Source organism: Spirosoma koreense, assembly GCF_054777875.1.
Map to the genome: position 1 here is coordinate 145,171 of NZ_BAAHAC010000003.1, position 17,830 is coordinate 163,000.

Genomic DNA, 17,830 nt, shown 5'->3' on the forward strand with positions numbered 1-17,830 from the left:
CTTATTTCCCCCACATCGCATTGGCTGTTTCGGGGAAAGGCATCGTTAATTCAGGTACGTTGGTAGCGACCCGGTTGGCCCACTCAACCCCCTGCATCAGCGAGTGATCCTGGTTGCTGACCTCGTATTTCCAGGCCCCGAACCGACCCCGCGAATAAATACCGAAAGGTTCCAGTTTCGGTAGAACAGCTTTCAGGATTCCGTCCCGCTCCACCGAGGGCGTCGGGTACCCGTAATCGAAGGCCATGTGGAAGGTCGAGATCACGTCGTCGGCCGATTCGATCAGCTGGTCTTCGATCAGCGCCCGGATGGTGTCGTTGATGAGGGTTTCGCGGTTAACGGGTTTAGCCGTCGACTCGCTCGTTTCGGTCATCAGCGACCAGTTCTGGTCGATGTCCGGCACGTTGTTGGGGCTGTAGTTCGAGAATACCGTTACCCGATAATAAGGGCTGTTGTATTCCGGGAAATACATCCAGCACATGGTTTTCAGGCTTTCTTTCGGCTTTCCTTTCAGGCCGATACCCACCACGTTGGTCGAGGAGTGTTTCAGACCCTGCGCCGTCTGAACGGTTTCCGGAGCCAATCCTTCGACCCGCTGCGTAAACAGATCGAGCGGCATCGTACTCATCAGGTATTCGTAGTGAATCTCTTCGCCACTCGCCAGCACAATTTTCTTTTCCGGCCCGATAACCCGCTCGACGGTGGCGTTGAGCTTGACGTACTCACGACCGACGAGGTCACCGACGGCTTCCCAGATACCGCCCGTACCGCCGTGTTTGGGGAACTGGAACGTGCTGTTGGGCCCCCACGAAAAATCGTCCTGATCGAAGATAATGTTTTTAGTAACCCGTTGGAGGTCCGTAACGGCCACCCGTTCGCCGACCCACACGGCGTTCATGTCTTCGGGAGGATACGCCCACACCTTGAAGTTGTAGGGAAACATGAAGGTTTCGGCCAGTCCTGCCCCGAACGTAGCCAGAATCCACTCGCGGAAATTGGCGGGTTTCTGGTTGTTGGGGAATTTGTAGTTGTGAATGATGCCTTCGAGGCACTTCCACATCGTTTCGGGCGTCAGGTACTTGATGTTGTTCTGAAACGGATACGGAACAAACCGGTTTTCGATCCAGACCCACGATTCGCGCTGGTGGCTGAGCCAGCCATCCGGGCCCAGGGCTTTCCGCATCAGGTCGTCGAAGTATTTATAGTGCGAAAACTGCACGTGGCCACCGACATCCCAGGTAAACCCTTTTTCATCGACGAAGCTCTTGGAGAGACCGCCGATGCGGTTTTCCTTCTCCAGCACGATGAAGTCCGTAATGCCCAGCTCTTTCAGGCGATACGCTGCGCCGAGGCCGGTTGGCCCCGATCCGATAATCACATATTTATAATTCATAGTTGAGTTGAATTCAATGTACGATGTAGGGTATAGAATGTAGAACGTAGCTAGCACAGATCGGTACATAGATCCGCCAAAAGCCTGGATCATCCACCCTGGTTCAGATAGCCACCTTCTTAGGCCGTAACCGGATCGGGTTGTTTGAGCGCTTTTACTTTACCGCTCAGTTCGAAGCGAAACTGCGCCAGTTCTTTAAAGCTCTGGATGCACACTTTCAGCAGTTTCCACCGAAGAATGGACACTGTGCCCGTTTCCCGTTCTTTGTGCGTGATGGGAATATCGAAGGTATTATAGCCCGCTTTTTTGGCCATGACCGCCAGAAAAATATTGGGCGCAAAAGGCGTTGGCGTAGGCAACTGCGCCAGTAGCTTGCGGAGGAAGGTACCCCGAATCAGCCGAAACGGAATGTTGCTGTCCATGATGTGGGTACCGTAGATCAGCGTGATGCTCCACCGCAGAATCCGGGTGATGACCAGCCGGGCGGGCGCATCGAAGCGCTCTTCGCGGTAGCCCAGAATAAACGGCGACTCGGCCCGTTTTGCCCACAATTTACCGAAATCGTTGGTGATGAACTGATCGTCGCTGTCGGTCTGAAAAACGTATTCCGAATCCAGGGCGACGGCCTGCCGGTAGCCGTTGACGACGGCGTTGCCGTGCCCGCCGTTGGGCTGGTGGACGACCATGAGTTTCGGATACCGATCTTTGATTTGATCTAAAATAGCCCCTGTTCGATCGCGAGAGCCGTCGTTGACAACAATCAGGCGGGTATTATCGGCGGGAAACTGACGGGTCAACAAATCGGTCCACTGTTTGACAACAGTTTCAATTACTTCTTCTTCGTTGTACGCCGGCATTACAATTGACAGCAGGAGGCTCATTCAGTGTACTTTAGGAGGTCGACAACGCGTCCGTCGCTCGTCAACAGGTTTAAACTAAGTTGCACAACGGGTTGTGCCAACGCGGATAGTTGTTTTATCAATACCGCAAATATAAGAAATTGTTGTTGGGGAAATGCCCCCGACCGGCCGGACATTATTTTGCGGAACGTTGGAGCAGGACTACGGGGGTAAATTAATAGGAAAACTTATCTTTCAGGCCGTTGATGGGCTTTTCGATCAGGTACCAGGAAACGGTGGCAATCAGGATGGTCAGGGCGAGGTAAAACATAAACGGGAAAAAATAGGAGCTGTGCAGAAACGGCAGCACATCTGTAATGCGACGCCAGGCCCGTACGGTAAAATGCGTGGGCTGTGTATGATATACGTTGAAGACGAAGTTATGGTAGAGGTACAGCCCGTAGCTGATCCGCCCCAGATACTGACTGACCGGATTTTCCAGTATCCACTGCATGATCCCGCCAAAACCCAGCACGGTCCGGCCGATCAGAAAAAAACCAAAGACCGAAGCCGCCAGCCGCTCCCACACTTCCGACACCACATTGTGATAACCCCTCGGCGAATCGATGGCGACCCAGTTGTTCAACAGACCGACCCCAATAACTCCCAGCAGGCTTAACCAGACCCAAAGAGACGGCTGGAAAAGCCGGACAAACCGGTCGCGCTGATACAGCCAGCCGTAGGCCATGAGCGCCCCCAGCCCGAAAGAGTCCAGACAGGTAGGCGTGGATACGTAACCGATAAACCAGGGTGCGTGTGCCCGGTACAACACGTAGCGGAGGGCCACACTGCCGACGATCATGCCTAGGCTCAGCAGCGGAATATACCGGCGCGGGATAAAAAACAGCAGCAGGGGAAAACAAAGGTAAACCTGTTCTTCAACCGCCAGCGACCACAGGTGATCGACCGTGCCGAGCCAGGTGTGATACAGGGCGATGTAGATGTTGGTGGCGTATAGCGCCAGCCAGGCAAACTTCTGCCGGACCGGTGGTTCGTTGATCAGTGCCAGTACGAACAGCGTCAGGTAATAGACCGGAAAAATCCGGATGGTTCGGCGGATGTAAAACGTTTTGAGGTATTTCGATAGCCCTCCGTTGGGTTTGTTGCGCAATTTATCCCGGCTCGAAAGCAGAATTCGGGTAATCAGAAACCCACTCAGCACGAAGAAAACTGTCACCCCCAGTGCTCCCAGCGCCCCCACTGGTAATTCGATGTGCGTCATCGTCCAGTGGTCGAAGAGGACCAAAGCGACAGCGATGAAGCGTACACCATCCAGCTGGATTATGTAATTTTTGTCTTTCTGAATGGTATCTATGGAGGGTGTTACCGTCGGCTGCATGAGACTATTCGATGATCTCGGTACGTTGAGTTAGGTTCAGAAATCGACTGGATTTTCCCGAAATCACCAGGCTATAAAGGTGTAAAAGTAATAGAACGATCAGTCATTTCAAGGTGAACCTGACCATTCCCATGGGTGATCACCCCAATTCGGTACGTCCCTGGTGCTAATTTTTCCTTTAAAATTCGAGCCTCGAATCGGGTCGACGTAAAATAATGGCTTAGTTCCGGCCAAGCCGCTGACGTAGTTCGCACGGGCTGGGCAGCGAATAAATACAGGCGGGCCGGGCTTTTCAGGAAGATATACGAACCGTTATCCGGCTGCCAAAGCGTAGGATTGACAGCGTCGACTTTGGCAAAGATATAAGCATTGGGTAATTCCTGAACTCGATCGACCGTCGTTGCGGTCGGGGCAGACACCCAGGCCGGGCGTGACCAGGAAGCCAGCTGCTGGCTGAATAGGGGCGGTTCGGTCGGTACGAAGACCTGCCGGGAACTGACCTGTTTTTCGACCGGGGTATTGGCCAGATAATTGATGTATTCAGCCCGAACACGCCGACGCTGATTGACGAGTCCTTCGAGACAGAAATAGTCCGAAATCAGGCTCTGCCCAACGCTCAGTAGCAGGTAGCCTGTGTAGTAAGGCCGAAGTTTCCGATTGGGCCACTGGTACAGGCAAAACAGGTAGCCGACACTGAGCGTCAGACCCGAATAAATTTTGTACCGGCTTTGCAGCATGTATAGCGGCCCGGCAAAGCCTACCCGCGAATAAACCGTCATGGCAGCCGTAGCCAGCAGAAACAGCAAGCAGCCCAGAAAGAAAGCACTGGGTTTGTCAGTAGTCACTAATCTGAATTGGCGAAAGCTGGTAAAGAGCGCAATTGTCGCCAGGGTAACCACTAAAATGCCCAGAACTGTTGCGAGTCCCAAGGTGGCGTCAACGGTCAGCAGACCGCTGCTCACATTCGCCGATGCATCGGCGAAACCACCCAGCAGCACAAAAAAAGCCTGAACCCAGTCGAGAAACGAGTAGCGAAACGGAGAGGGGAAAAAGCCGATCCGGTTGTACGAAACGAAATAGCCGACCAGCAAAAGTAAAGCGACTACACCCCATACAATCAGAAAACGCCAGCGACGCTGATAGGCCAGCATGATCAGGCCGACGATGAGCGCCAATGGGCCGTTGCCACTGGTAAACGTTGCCGCAGCTGCCAGGTCCAGAGCCAGTAGCCGGGTCGGTGGCGCATCGCGGGCCAGGGCATAAAATGTGCCGAAGGCAAAAGCAATCACCCAGAAATTCTGAATGGACGCCATTGCCCAGACGAGATTCTCGTAGGACTGAAGAGTGAAAACCAGAAACGGAACCGGAATGAAATACCGTAGGGGATAAGCCAATCGACGAAACTGCGCAAAGAGCACACCGACTACAACCAGCAAACCACTGACCCCGATGAGTGTCAGCCCGTAGTAGTTCAGGGTTCCGTTGAGTTTGGCATACCCGGCAAAGAGAAGCCGTGTCCAGACGATGCGGTGTTCCCAATGCTGATCGAACAGGTGCTTCAGTTTCTGACCCATCGGAATGCGCTTCAGCATCAGCAGGTGCTCCTGAATCTGAAAATCGTCCCAATAGGGTAGATTAACCGCATAGGTCAGCACGCTCCAGCCTACCAGTACGAGGGGCAGAAATCCAACCAGAAGCGGGTAAAAGCGCAGTCCGGCTGCCATAAGTTTACAGGACTAACAGACGAGGAGGATCGCGTCGGAGGCAAAAGTTACCAGTTTTTCTGGAAATCCCGACGAACCTGCGCTGTGGCGGTGAGGATTTGCTGGGTGGGTATTCGGTTGATGGCACCGTCGGGCTGAATGATTACCCGTTCGATCTGGTACGTACCCGGATCGAGGTCGGCTTCGGGAACCGAACCGGTGAACCCATTCCTGAACAGAGGAGCCAGGCCAACACCAGCTTTCCAGGCGGTGTTTACATGGGGTGTAGTCGGGTATAAGTAGAGTCGTTTAGGAGACCGCAGCAATAGGTAATTGCCGGCGTCGGGCCCCTGCGGATTGACCGAAGCCGTATCGGCCAGGATAAAATTGCCGGCTGTTTTCCCGATCGACGAGAGTGGTGCTGGTGTACCTTCGGCCAGCTGGTAAAAGGTGTCCACGATCGAGTCGTAGAAAGCGGGGGCGCTGTCGATCAGCCGGGCCGTCGTGGCATCGACGGCCGAAACAGGTCGATTGGTCGAATATGTCCAGTTAAACTGCAAATTGGTCAGCAGATACTGCCGCCACCAGATGGTTTCGTCCAGGTAAGCCCGGTAGGAGCCGGCCATCAGCAAAACACTGAACAAAAGCCCTCCCCGAAACGCCCATTTACGGACCGAGGCACGGGTGTGGATCAGCACAAAACTATAGCCAAGCGCCAGCAGTAGTAACGAGTAGAATTTATAGCGACTGGTAATGAGCGTGTTCAACCCAAACCCCACCCGCGACCAGGTGACCGTAGCGGCTGTCCCAAGCAGAAACAGCGCAGCGCCCAGAAAAAAGTGATCGAAGGAAGACAGCTTTTTCGTGACCAGGCTTTTTCTCAGGGTATACAGTCCGGCTCCCAGTACGAGAGCGGAGATAAAACTACCCAGCAAGAGACATTTCGTAAAAGCAGTGCCGCCCGGAAACGCTTCGGCGGCTGCCCCATTGAACGCCAGCCAGCCTTTCAGTAGTTCGACCACTGTGCCCCGGACGGGCGGGTTGCCCGCTGGTTTCTCGTAGCCCCAGAAATAAAGAATAAAACTGCCAATGGCTCCGCTGCTCCAGCGCATCAGATGGTTGCGGCTTGCGGGTTTTTTCAGCACCACCTGCAGGAGTAGCATGGCAAAACCCACCGGCCACAGCAGCAGCCCATTGCCGCTGGTCAGCGTGGCCGCAATCGCTACCAGCAAAGCCGCGACGATTTTATCGGTAAACGCCAGCAGGTAAATCGCCCAGAATACCCAGAGCATGACCGTGAAATTCTGTAGGGCGGCCATGCCCCAGAACATGTTTTCCCACTGCGAGAGGTTGAAGAGCAAAAAAGCAACCGGCGGCAGATATAGCCAACCATCGGCAGGCCGACTTTGCGCTCGATCCTGAACGGCAAGCGACCGGTCAAACACACGCCCGAAAACCAGCAGCAGCCCGACCAGACTCAGGTTGCCGACAACCATCAGATGCCGGTAGTTCAGTTTGCCGAACAGGTTGAAGTCCAGCCAGGTAATCAGCCGGTCATACACGATCCGGTGTTCGTTGTGCTGCTTGAAAAACTGGTAGGCCTTTCCCAAAACGGACGCTTCGGTATCGAGCTGTACCAGCAGATTTTTCAGTACATGGTCATCCCATTTGGGCACGTTGACCGCATAACGTGCCCACATATAGCCGAACACGACGATCGGAAGCAGCACGAGCAAGCCCGCTACCAACCGATCGGGTAGCCCGTACCGAGTCTGTCGTTCCTGCCGTATATGGGGTGAAGTAACCAAGCGAACAAAACTAATTGTAGGTAAACGAGGTAAGTTGGCGGGCAATGTTGGCTGGATCGAGTCCCGACAGTTGCTGGTGGTATTTCTGATCACCATACAGACCGTTCGGATACCCCTGTGCCGACAGACTGACAAACCGGCTTGGCGCGGCTCCGTCGGCCAGCAGTTTTACCGAAAGCTGCTGCGCCAGCCCACCCACCGACACGTGCTCTTCGACAACCAGCAGCGGTTTACCCGCCCAGCGATGGGCCAGCTCCGTTGGTAGGTCGAGTGGCAGATTGGTAGCCGTATACACGTCGAACTGGTTGGTTAACAGATCATCCTGTAGGGCTGTCAGCACATTGGCCGCCACCGGTCCCAGCGCCACGACCGTACCGATCGGCGCCGAACTGCGGACGATGTGTTTGAAGGAGCCGTGTGTTTCGGCTCCGTCGGGGGTGTTAGGCCCCGCCCCCAAGCGCAGGTACGTTGGGCGGCCTTCGGCCACGATCTGGTCCAGCATCGGCGCGACTTCATCGGCAAAGGCCGGAATGTAAGTGTTCACGTTCTGAAGACCGCTCAGACAGGCCAGGTCTTCGATGGTATGGTGGGTGCTCCCCATGATGCCGTAGCCGTACCCTCCGCCGTTGCCAACCAGAAAAACCGGCATTTTGTGCAGGCAAACGTCATTGCGGAACTGCTCCAGGCAGCGATAGACGATGAACGGGGCGATGCTGTAACAAAAGACTTTATAGCCCCGATAAGCCATACCAGCGGCCACACCCACCATGTTCTGCTCGGCTACCCCCGCATTGATAAAGCGCGGCCCCAGGGCGTCTACGACGTTTTCGAGCGCAGCATAACCCAGGTCACCCGTGATGAATACAATCTTTTCGTCTTCCCGCGCGATTTTTTCGATGGCGGCTGAAAATTCCTTTCGCATAATGATGAGTTCTGTTCGCTGTCGAATGAAGCTATTCTATTCGTTTGTCTGGCTGATGAACCCTAGCTTAGGGTTGAGTCATAGCCACTGAGTTTCCTGGTCTTACTTGCTCTTCCGCTGCTCGACCAGGGTGCTGATTTCGGCCGCTGTTTTGTACACGCGCGGACCTTTCCGAACCATCGTACGGATAAATTTCGGTCGTTTTTTGGTCTCCTCAAAAATCTTGCTGATATACTCGCCCAAAAACGAGATGCCCAGCAAGTTGATCCCGCCAAAGAACATCACCAGCACAATCACCGTAGATATCCCATACGGCGTGTTGGGGTCGAAGTTGAACAGTCGGGAGAGAATCTGCCAGACAATCCCCAGCATCGACAGGCCCGTCAGTACAAAGCCGGCGTAGGTCATCAGTTCGAGCGGGGCGAAACTGAAAGAAAAAATGGCTTTCTTGGCCCACCAGATATTTTTGGTCCAGTTATTGGTCGAAACGCCAAACATCCGTTCGGGCCGTACGTAATCGACGCCGGTTTGCCGGAAGCCCACCCAGGCGCGCAGGCCGCGCAGAAACTGTTCGGTTTCGGGCAGATCGACCAGCTCACGTACTACCTTCCGGTCCATCATCGAGAAATCGCCCGCATCGACCGGGATATTGATGTAAGCCGTCCGCTTGAAGAGCCGGTAAAACTGTTTGTAGAAAAAGTGAACGTGCGGAGCCATTTCGCGTTGCACCCGAACCCCATATGCTACGTCGAACCCCTGCTGCCATTTCTCGTAAAACTTCGGAATCACTTCGGGCGGGTCCTGCAAATCGCCATCCATCAGTACGACAGCGTCGCCCGTCGAAATTTCCATGCCGCTCAGAAAGGCCGACTGGGAGCCGAAATTACGCGAGTGTTTGATGGCAATGACGTTCGGGTCTTTGGCGCAGATGTCGTTCAGCACCTCATCGGTATTGTCGGGCGAATTGTCGTTTACGAAGATGATTTCGTACCGAACCTTCATTTCATTGAAGGTTTTTACCAGCCGTTCGTACATGTACGGAATGGCCTGAGCGTCTTTGTAGCAGGCAATGATCGGCGAAATGACCGGGTTGAGCGTCGGGGTTTGAAACGCCGGAATCACCCGTGTTTCATAGTCGTGCGAAGTCTGCCAGTCGGCGGTCCGGCGTAGTCCGTCGCCGAGGGAGGTCGTAGCTTTCCAGTGCAGATCGGCTTCGGCAGCGGTCGGGTCGCCGTACCAGTCGGCCAGGTCCCAGTTGCGGTTGTTCATACTGCCCCATACCGGTTCCTCAGTAAGTCCGAAGGTAGTGCGGGCCACATCGATCAGTTCGCGCATGGTGGTCTTCTGACCGGTTGCGATATTATACGAGCGCCCGCTGATGCGGCTGTCGACGTGCAGGGCCGCCTGTACGAAAGCCCCGACGCAGTCGTCGACATACACAAAATCGCGGCTGATATCGGGTGAAACCAGCGGGGGCAGCGATCCTCTCCGGTTTTCTTCAACGAGCCGGGGAATTAGTCGGTCGGGTTCTTCCCAGCCTCCATAAATCGAATACAGCCGAAGATTGAGGGTGTTCAGCTTATGAACTTTGGCGTAATATTCCAGCGTATAAGCCGCCGACACTTTCGACACGGCGTAGTGGCTGTTGGGCTCGACGGGGTCGGTTTCTTTCGGTGCCGTGCAGTTGAATCCGTATTCCGAGCTGCTTCCGGCGTGGATGTAGACCATCTCCGTAGTGCAGTTTTCCAGAATATTGACCGTTCCCAGTACATTCGTCTCGTAGGTCAGCCCGACATTTTTCTGCTTGCTATACGCCCCGTAGGCCGCCAGGTTGAAAATAGTTTTGGGCTTGATCTTTCCGAAAACGTCCTGCACCGAGGTGTTGGACAGGATGTCGCAGTGAATAATATTTTCGGCGGGTACGTCCAGCAGTTTAAGGCGCCAGGCTTTGGTGGCGTCGTGGGTGAGCGCGTAAACGTCCTTACGTACTCGGAAAAGTTGCTCAAACAAATTGGCACCGATGAAGCCGCTGGCCCCGAAAACGACAATGGGGCCCTTGAGTTGGTTGATGTCAGGAGGTAGCAAATTGGAAGCAGGCTGATTTATTCTGGCCGCAATTATACGCCAAAACGATTGGATATAACCTACGAATGGCTGGTTAATAAGGCAATGGTAATCCGCCTTCGGTTAAGCCTGGGTTTCGTGGGCGAGCAGATACCGTTCGTGTACGTCGGCCCGCGCCTGTTCATACTGCGCTTCGGTCATGGGCAGGTAGTGCCACTCAAGCCGGTTCTCCATATACGAAACTCCTTTGCCTTTGACCGTATGCGCAATGACTAGCTTGGGTTTGCCCGACTGATTGGCCGGATCGGTCAGCCGGTCGATGGTCGACAGCAGATCGTCTACCTGATGACCGTCGACTTCAACCGTCTCAAAGCCCATGGCTTGCCAGGTCTGTACGTCGGCGGTGTCGCCCAGCACGTGGGCCGTCTGGCCAAAGCCCTGCAAGCCGTTTTTATCGATTAAAATAATCAGGTTGTCCAGGCTATGCTGAATGGCGAAATGAGCCGCTTCCCAGGTCGTCCCTTCGTTGGTCTCGCCGTCTGACATGAGCACGAACACCCGCGAATCATCGCCCAGTAGCTTGCCGGCATGAGCGATGCCCACTCCGATGGGTAGGCCGTGACCGAGCGAACCCGTCGCAAACGGAATCCCCCGGTGTTTATTCGGAGCCGGGTGAGCGGGCAGGGTCGTACCGTTATGGTAGTAGGTAGCCAGTTCAGCATCCGAAACCTCGCCCATATAATTCAGGCAGGCGTAGAGCGAAGCCGCTGCGTGCCCTTTCGACAGCAGAAACGTATCCTGTTCGCGTTTGCGCAATAATAACGTAGCGATCATCAGATCCACGCAACTCAGCGAACAGCCAATGTGGCCGGCATGCGCCTGGTGGTAAAGACCCAGTATTTTAAGCCGCAGTTGCCCCTGAAGCGTTTGATAGTCGGTAAATTCGGTGGAGAAGCTCATGGCTGGTTGACGAAAATGAGGCTCAGTTGGGATCGCCGTAGCGGTAACGGCCTCCCTGAAAGTCAAAAATAGTAATTTTTTTATCCGTATCGCCTTTGACCAGCACAATCCGGTCCCGGTCGTTCGGATCGACGCGCTGGATGTACTGCGCATCTTTAGGCAGATAAACGTTCACCATCTGGGCATCGATAAGCGTAACCGGGGAAAAAGTGCTGTCGATTTTGGCGGAGTAAATGATGCGTTTTTTGTTCGGGTACAGGATCGTGTCGCCGGGGGCATACAATTCTTTCAGGCGCTGGGCCGAGGTCCAGTAAGGGTTCTCGATTCGTGGTTTGTCGAAATACGTGTATTTAGCGGCCCTGTCGGCATAAATGTCGCCCAGCAACTGAAGGATATGCACCGACTGAAGCAGCACCACCGCCAGCATCGGCAACCCAAACCACCAGCGCAGCTGGGCTAGCTGATAGAGCCCCATGGCTACGAATATGCAGACATACGGAAACGAAGAGCCCGAATAACGTTGGGTTATGCCGAAGGTATGGCCTGAGTTCCAGGCCGTATACAGTAGAAAGAAGGTGGGCATCACACTCAGCAGCAGCAACAGAACGACGACCCGTTTCTGGTCAACGGTGGTGCGGTCAACGACAAACCGGGCGATCAGATAAACGACTGATGGAGCCCCCGACAGGACCAGAAAGCGCAGGGGCGTAACGCTGTAAAAAGGCAACCCTGCCAGCAGAATAAGCGGAAAAGCCGCATACACCCAGGTCGGTGGCTTGGGAACCGTAAAATAGCGGTGCAGGATACCGGTAGCCACCACACCTAGCCCCAGAGCCGGAAGGGAGTTTCGCAGGCCCGCCAGTTGATTCCCCAGCCCATTGGTGAAAATAAATAAATCTGAAATGATTGGAATGGCACGGACGGTAATGTTGGGCAGGGTGGCAGGCAGAATAAGACCGAAACCAGTGCCTTTCGGATTGGTCAGGGCGATGTTCCGGTAGAAATTCTTCTGGTTCTCCAGGGTGAAAAACGTGTATTTGCCACCCCCGAAAACGAACCATAGCGAGACAAGCCCTAAACCCACCACACCCACCGCGGCCAGCGTAAACCAGGTCTGCCGGTTGCGCAGATAAAACAGCGCGTACAGGCCATGACACAGAAAAATGATGACGGCCAGGTAATGCGACAGGACCGCCAGGATGAAGACCACCCCGTAGGCCAGGTACAGCCCCGTCAATGACACCTGGCCTGGTCGAACGGAAGGACGAAAAGAACCCTGCGAACGGACCCGCTCCTGAATCAGCAGAAACAGGTGGGTAGCCAGCAACGTCAGAAAGATCGTCATCGAGTAGTTGCGGGCAATATGGCTGTAGGCAACAAAAAACGGCTCGATGGTCGCCACGGCGGCCGTTGTCAGCGCCAGAGTATCGACGGCCTGGCTATTGAGCGGACTACTACCCGCCAGCCGCCCTCCCGGCTGAAAATGCCGCCGGACAAATACGAACAGCAGCCAGACGATGAGTACACTGAAAATAACCGACGGCATCCGAAGCGATGCGTCGCTCAGGCCGAATACTTTCAGCCAGAGCCAGACCACCCCATAGTAGGCCGGGCTGTTGCCGATGTCGCCCCGGATATTGGCATCAATGAAATCGGCAAAGGTTTTGGGCTTCCAGAATTCGGCCGGGGTGAAGTATTTCTTGTTGAAGACATCGACCTGATTGGCTCCTTCCAGGCAAACGCTCTGGCTGATGAGCAGCGTCGATTTTTCGTCGAAATAAATACTATAAGTACCAACCCGATACAGGCGAAGACAAAGGGCCAGTACCAACAGGGCGCTTAGCAAAACTAGCGTAGTGCGGGATAATGGAGCGAACATTGCCCCAAAACTACGCGCAAAAACCGGGTTCTCATAGAATCCGGCTAAAATGGCCAATCCTACGCAGGTTCTCCATAAGACTCGATTACTTCGATTGGACCGATAATGTGGCGGTTAAACTCATCCAGTTCTTCGGCGGGAACCCATAACTCGTTGTGGATCGGTCCACCCACATTTTCAATCCTGTATTTTTTCAAATAGGCACTGTCGACCTCAAATTTTGTCACATATCCGTTTCCGTAAGCCGGTACGTTCCATTCGACCGTGATCTGCCGGGCATACGCAAGATTGGTTACGGGGTAGAAAATCGGCTGCTCGGGCAATCGGGGCGGGAAGGCTGTCCAGTTGGATTGCGCAATCAGGTCTAATTCTTTCTGACTGACAGGGCGGAATAATGTAGTGGTCATTGGACTGAAATAGCAGCCGTTGAATAAGCCTGCTTCAATTGGTAATAAATCCCAAGTTAGTGAAAACAAATTTACTGGATATTTTCACCTCATTCTGTTTGGCTATGTCTTATCCAGAAAATGACTTTCTGATATTTGGAAATCGCTCAATTACAAATCAATTCCTGAAACGAATGTCTTCCACTTGTCTGACTCAGCGATTTTTTTGATGGTTTGATTCCGCTCAATTAGAAAATTCTTCATATAGCGCTCCAGAACTAAAAAATTGAACGCCATGCCTAACAGTCCCATTGGTGACTCAAATGAAAAGATGTCTTTCATCAGCGTTCCGTAAGTCGTTTCAGAAAAATAGTGTTCGTGCTTTAGGGATTGGAAAGTACCTTGCAACATTTCGTCCATGAAGTAATCAAAACGCTTTTCGGCAGTGATTTTAGTGGTTAATGTTTGCCATATACCAAAGTGTTTGGCTTTCCAGGTCACCGTATCCCCCAATTTCATGATACCTTGGCGAACGCCACCAACAATGTGTTCGCCTGTCTTTTGAGTTGAAAGCTGATGTAAATCGACACTCAACGAAAGCTTATAACAGACTTCAGGCTTAGCATAGATAGGCGTTTCTAAAAACAGAACAGGCATTTTGCAAGGTTATTTGGACTGATCACTTCGCTACAAGACTGCAAAAAGTATGTAGCGAATTCCCATAAACAAAATAACTTATCGATAGGAAGGAGGTATACTAAAACCTTACAGCTTCAGGATCGTGAATTCGACCCGGCGGTTGAGCTTGCGCTTCTCTTCGGTCTCGTTGCTGGCTACCGGTTTGCTCGGCCCCCAGGCTTTTGTCCGGATGCGCTCCGGAGTAATGCCTTTACCCGTCAGGTACTCTTTAACCACCCGGACCCGATCTTCCGACAGTTTGATGTTCGGCTCCCAGTCGCCCTGATTATCGGTATGGCCCTCAACCAGCAGTTCCATCTTCGGGTGGGATTCCAGCATGCCTACGACCCGGTCCAGCTCTTCGTTGGCACCGGGCAACAGCGCCGACTGACTTTGCTGGAACAGAACCTCCCGCATCACGATTTTCTGGCCCGAGTCGATCCGGGCCAGGTACAGGTTCCGGCGAATGTCGCGAAAGCGTTTGTCTTTGCTCAGGTCGAGGGTTTCGGTGGTAGGAAAATAGCCTTCCTTATTGGCTGTCAGCACGTAGGTTTTCTGGGCAGGCAAAATCAGTTTGTATTCGCCCATTTCCGGACTATAATCGACTCGGGCCGTTTCCTTATGCTCGGCAAACAGGCTGGCTACCACCGAGGCCGCAATGGGTTTTTTGCTGGTGGCATCCAGCACTTGGCCCGATACAATGGCTACCGGATCGGGTTTGACGGCGGGCGGGAGTTTGAGCCGGAAAATATCATCTTCGCCGACCGATCCCGCGCGCGAGCTCAGGTACGCAAAATCGCCCGAGGCCGGAATCGTAAAATAGCCATCCCACTCCGGGGTATTAATAGACGGCCCCAGGTTTTCGGGTTCACTCCAGTTAGTCCACGAATCGTCGAGCCGGCGACTGACGAAAATATCCCCGTTACCGTAGCCTGGATGCCCAGCCGAGGTAAAATACAGCGTCCGGCTGTCGGCTGCCAGAAACGGCGAACTTTCTGAGTCGGCGGTATTGAGGATATTGCCCAGCGTGACGGGCTCCGACCAGGTGTTGTCGGGCCGCTGGTGAGAAATATACAGGTCGCGGTCACCGCGCGAGTCTTTGCGCTGTACCGCCAGAATAATAGACCGTCCGTCGGGCGAGACGCAGAACTCCAACTGATTTTTTTCGTGGAGATTGTAGTTGTTAGTGATCTTACACTCGACCGGTTGCGACCAGCCGGTTTTGGTCCGAACCGATTTTGAAATCCCGAACGACAGCCCTCCGCTGGGCAAATACACATTGATCAGGTAGGCAGTTCGACCATCGGGAGCCATGCCGCTAATGGCGTTATCGCCGGTGTTGTTGATGGGTGGGCCGATGTTGACCGCTTCGCTCCAGCCCGGCGAAGACCCGCTCCCCGGCTGCAGGGTCGAGTACCAGACGTCCTGCCGGTCGGCCGAGCCCATGTTTGCTTTGTTGTAGTTTCGGGTGAAGTAAAGCGTTTTGCCGTCAGGTGAGATGACGGGAGCCACTTCCTGCCCCGGCGAATTAATTGATTTGCCGAGATTTTCTTTCAGAATGTCTTTGGGAATGTTTTTCGACACGTTGACGCCAATCACAACGGGTTTGGTATCCTCTAAAATACCGATCGCATCGATCTGATTGATCCCTTTCAGCGCGGCTCCGTTGATAATGACTTTTAGCTGATGACACAGAAAGTCGGATTCTGTGGGCAGAACGCGCAGCAGCGGATCGGTTCGTTCCTGAATACCGGGAGCCTGGTAAACCAGGTGTTCCACGTTTTTGTCATCGTAGGCAAGAATCCGGATCACCGAGCCCGGATTGACATTTTCCGATACCACGATCTGCCGGGCCCGCATCGGTTTAGTAAACCCTACCTGAATCCATTCGTCCGCTGTACCATCAGGTTGCCGGGGCGCCCAGGCGCAGGGTGTTTCTCCAGGCGTTGGCCCCTGGCTGGGTGAGCCTAAAGCCTGAGAGGCTTTGTACCGCTCTCCGTACGGCCCGCCGTCTTTTTCCGACGATACCCCGACCACGCGACTTGCCCACTGAATGGATTGCGCCCGGCCTTTTGCACTAACTAGCATGACCAGCACGGTCAATAAAAATGACAGGACACTCCAGACTCGCATAACGAAGAAATGGCAGACGGTTGACAAATAGGAAGAAAACCGGCTCTATCTTAACGTAGAAACTCCCTGTTTAGATTGTCAGGTAATTTAAGAAAAAAACGTACGCATCCGACAAAAACATCTCCATCCTACTATCGGGGTGTCGGCAGGATGGGTGTTTAGGCGGCTATCAGAAAAATAGCCGTGAGCGACCGAACGGGCAGCGCCGGATGGCAAACAGGCGGTTAGTTCGTCAGAACCCGGTAGGCCCAGGGGGTAAGGGTGATGTTCATGGCGGGCTTCAGGTCCACCGATTCGTGGCTGAACACCTCGGTGTACGTGCCCGAAAAGCCACTTCCCCCCAGGGTAAACGTTTGGGTTTCATTGCTCAGATTGATCAGCACGATCACCCGGTCGTAATCGCGCTGCCGGTAGAACACATACACCTTGTCGTCGTGGTTGGTCGGAATTTTAATGGCTTTCCCGCCGTAAATACCATTCCAGAGGGCCCGGTTCCGGTGCTTGAGCGTCAGCAGGGTAGCGAAGAAATTGCGCTTCGGGTAGTCGCCCCAGTCAATGGTATCTTTCTCGAAAAAACTCAGGCGTTTGTTCAGGTTCGATTCCATGCCGTTATACACCAGCGGCATGCCTTCGAGAGTGCTGCTGAGAACCACAAAGGCATCGGCACCAGGGCCAAACGATTCGAGTAGAGTGCCATTATGAGTATTTTCGTCGTGGTTCTGCGTAAACAGCATCTGGTAATACCAGGCCGGAAACCGCTTTTGGTTGGCTTCGCGCAGAGAGTCGATTTTATCGGCTGTACGAGCCCCCTTTGCAATGGCTTTCATCATGTTATGCATGCTCCAGCCGTAGTTCATGTTAAAACAATGCTTGAACTGATCGGGCTCGTCTTCCCATTCCGACAGCATAAAGACGGTTTTGATCTTGTCGAGCTTCGGACGGACCTCCGCCCAGAAATCGGTCGGTACAAACCCGGCTACATCGCACCGGTACCCGTCGATACCGCATTCGCGAACCCAGTACAGCATCGCGTCGGTCATGCCCGCCCGCATGTCCGGATTATCGTAGTTCAGGTCCACCACATCCGTCCAGTCCGTGGGTTTGCCCGTTTTCGGATCGACCGGCGAGGTCATTTTTCCGTTGACCTGTGTATACCAGTCCGGGTGTTCTTTGATCCAGACGTGATCCCAACCCGTATGGTTAGCGACCCAGTCCAGAATAACGCGCAGGCCCAGCGCATGCGCCCGGTTGACCAGCGATTTGAAATCCGCCAGCGTGCCCAGATCAGGATTGATGGCTTTGTAATCGGCGACGGCGTAGGGGCTACCCAGGGTTCCTTTTTTATTTTTTTGACTGACCGGATAAACAGGCATAAGCCAGATGATATCGACGCCCATTTCTTTCAGGCGGGGCAATTGCTCTTCGACCGCTTTGAAATTACCCTGGGAGGAGAACTGGCGTACGTTGACTTCGTAAATCGTTGCGTTTCGAGACCATTCCGGGGCGGGTGGGGCGTTGGCGGCCGTCGTGTCCGATCTGGATACGGTCGTAGCCTCCTCCTGGTTGTCCGTAGATTTACGACAGGCCGAAATGAGGGTCAACAGACTCAGAAAGACGGCCAGATATGTTTTTTTCATGCAACTAGTTGTGCTGATTCGATAAGAAG

General features: G+C 53.7%; 13 protein-coding genes. All 13 read right to left on the minus strand.

Annotated elements, in window-relative coordinates:
• Position 1 precedes the first annotated feature (1 nt).
• The 13 genes from ACYVC2_RS04065 to ACYVC2_RS04125 all read right to left on the minus strand — a co-directional run bounded on the left by ACYVC2_RS04065 (position 2) and on the right by ACYVC2_RS04125 (position 17,801).
• Positions 2-1,393: a protoporphyrinogen/coproporphyrinogen oxidase gene (locus ACYVC2_RS04065; protein ID WP_461101016.1), complete on the minus strand. Its 1,392-nt coding sequence runs from the start codon at positions 1,391-1,393 to the stop codon at positions 2-4.
• A gap of 119 nt (positions 1,394-1,512) precedes the next feature.
• Complete coding sequence (locus ACYVC2_RS04070) at positions 1,513-2,274, minus strand: glycosyltransferase family 2 protein (RefSeq protein WP_461101017.1); 762 nt, start codon at positions 2,272-2,274, stop codon at positions 1,513-1,515.
• Between the two features lie 193 nt (positions 2,275-2,467).
• A complete protein-coding gene (locus tag ACYVC2_RS04075; RefSeq protein ID WP_461101018.1) occupies positions 2,468-3,631 on the minus strand; it encodes an acyltransferase family protein in 1,164 nt (387 codons plus the stop codon).
• Positions 3,632-3,702: 71 nt separating this feature from the next.
• Positions 3,703-5,355, minus strand: coding sequence for a hypothetical protein (locus ACYVC2_RS04080; RefSeq protein WP_461101019.1), 1,653 nt, complete (start codon positions 5,353-5,355; stop codon positions 3,703-3,705).
• Between the two features lie 47 nt (positions 5,356-5,402).
• Positions 5,403-7,142: a hypothetical protein gene (locus ACYVC2_RS04085; protein WP_461101020.1), complete on the minus strand. Its 1,740-nt coding sequence runs from the start codon at positions 7,140-7,142 to the stop codon at positions 5,403-5,405.
• Positions 7,143-7,152: 10 nt separating this feature from the next.
• Positions 7,153-8,064 (minus strand): transketolase family protein, encoded by a 912-nt coding sequence (locus ACYVC2_RS04090; protein ID WP_461101021.1) that lies wholly within the window; start codon positions 8,062-8,064, stop codon positions 7,153-7,155.
• 102 nt (positions 8,065-8,166) lie between these two features.
• Entirely contained in the window at positions 8,167-10,149 is a 1,983-nt protein-coding gene (locus tag ACYVC2_RS04095; protein ID WP_461101022.1) for an NAD-dependent epimerase/dehydratase family protein, read from the minus strand.
• A gap of 102 nt (positions 10,150-10,251) precedes the next feature.
• Complete coding sequence (locus ACYVC2_RS04100; RefSeq protein ID WP_461101023.1) at positions 10,252-11,088, minus strand: transketolase; 837 nt, start codon at positions 11,086-11,088, stop codon at positions 10,252-10,254.
• Positions 11,089-11,110: 22 nt separating this feature from the next.
• Entirely contained in the window at positions 11,111-12,967 is a 1,857-nt protein-coding gene (locus ACYVC2_RS04105; RefSeq protein ID WP_461101024.1) for a glycosyltransferase family 39 protein, read from the minus strand.
• Between the two features lie 59 nt (positions 12,968-13,026).
• Positions 13,027-13,374: a hypothetical protein gene (locus ACYVC2_RS04110; protein WP_461101025.1), complete on the minus strand. Its 348-nt coding sequence runs from the start codon at positions 13,372-13,374 to the stop codon at positions 13,027-13,029.
• 150 nt (positions 13,375-13,524) lie between these two features.
• The gene (locus ACYVC2_RS04115) at positions 13,525-14,010 is read right to left on the minus strand and encodes an SRPBCC family protein (protein WP_461101026.1); all 486 of its coding nucleotides are present in this window, start codon (positions 14,008-14,010) and stop codon (positions 13,525-13,527) included.
• A 108-nt stretch (positions 14,011-14,118) separates the two neighbouring features.
• Positions 14,119-16,119, minus strand: a complete 2,001-nt coding sequence (locus ACYVC2_RS04120) for an OmpA family protein (protein WP_461101027.1) — start codon at positions 16,117-16,119, stop codon at positions 14,119-14,121.
• A gap of 269 nt (positions 16,120-16,388) precedes the next feature.
• Complete coding sequence (locus ACYVC2_RS04125) at positions 16,389-17,801, minus strand: alpha-amylase family glycosyl hydrolase (protein WP_461101028.1); 1,413 nt, start codon at positions 17,799-17,801, stop codon at positions 16,389-16,391.
• Positions 17,802-17,830 lie beyond the last annotated feature (29 nt).

Bases quoted from the DNA above. Each gene is read 5' to 3' on its own strand.
- ACYVC2_RS04065 (WP_461101016.1), bottom strand. From the start codon at position 1,393: ATGAATTATAAATATGTGATTATCGGATCGGGGCCAACCGGCCTCGGC.
- ACYVC2_RS04070 (WP_461101017.1), bottom strand. From the start codon at position 2,274: ATGAGCCTCCTGCTGTCAATTGTAATGCCGGCGTACAACGAAGAAGAA.
- ACYVC2_RS04075 (WP_461101018.1), bottom strand. From the start codon at position 3,631: ATGCAGCCGACGGTAACACCCTCCATAGATACCATTCAGAAAGACAAA.
- ACYVC2_RS04080 (WP_461101019.1), bottom strand. From the start codon at position 5,355: ATGGCAGCCGGACTGCGCTTTTACCCGCTTCTGGTTGGATTTCTGCCC.
- ACYVC2_RS04090 (WP_461101021.1), bottom strand. From the start codon at position 8,064: ATGCGAAAGGAATTTTCAGCCGCCATCGAAAAAATCGCGCGGGAAGAC.
- ACYVC2_RS04100 (WP_461101023.1), bottom strand. From the start codon at position 11,088: ATGAGCTTCTCCACCGAATTTACCGACTATCAAACGCTTCAGGGGCAA.
- ACYVC2_RS04105 (WP_461101024.1), bottom strand. From the start codon at position 12,967: ATGTTCGCTCCATTATCCCGCACTACGCTAGTTTTGCTAAGCGCCCTG.
- ACYVC2_RS04110 (WP_461101025.1), bottom strand. From the start codon at position 13,374: ATGACCACTACATTATTCCGCCCTGTCAGTCAGAAAGAATTAGACCTG.
- ACYVC2_RS04115 (WP_461101026.1), bottom strand. From the start codon at position 14,010: ATGCCTGTTCTGTTTTTAGAAACGCCTATCTATGCTAAGCCTGAAGTC.
- ACYVC2_RS04120 (WP_461101027.1), bottom strand. From the start codon at position 16,119: ATGCTAGTTAGTGCAAAAGGCCGGGCGCAATCCATTCAGTGGGCAAGT.
- ACYVC2_RS04125 (WP_461101028.1), bottom strand. From the start codon at position 17,801: ATGAAAAAAACATATCTGGCCGTCTTTCTGAGTCTGTTGACCCTCATT.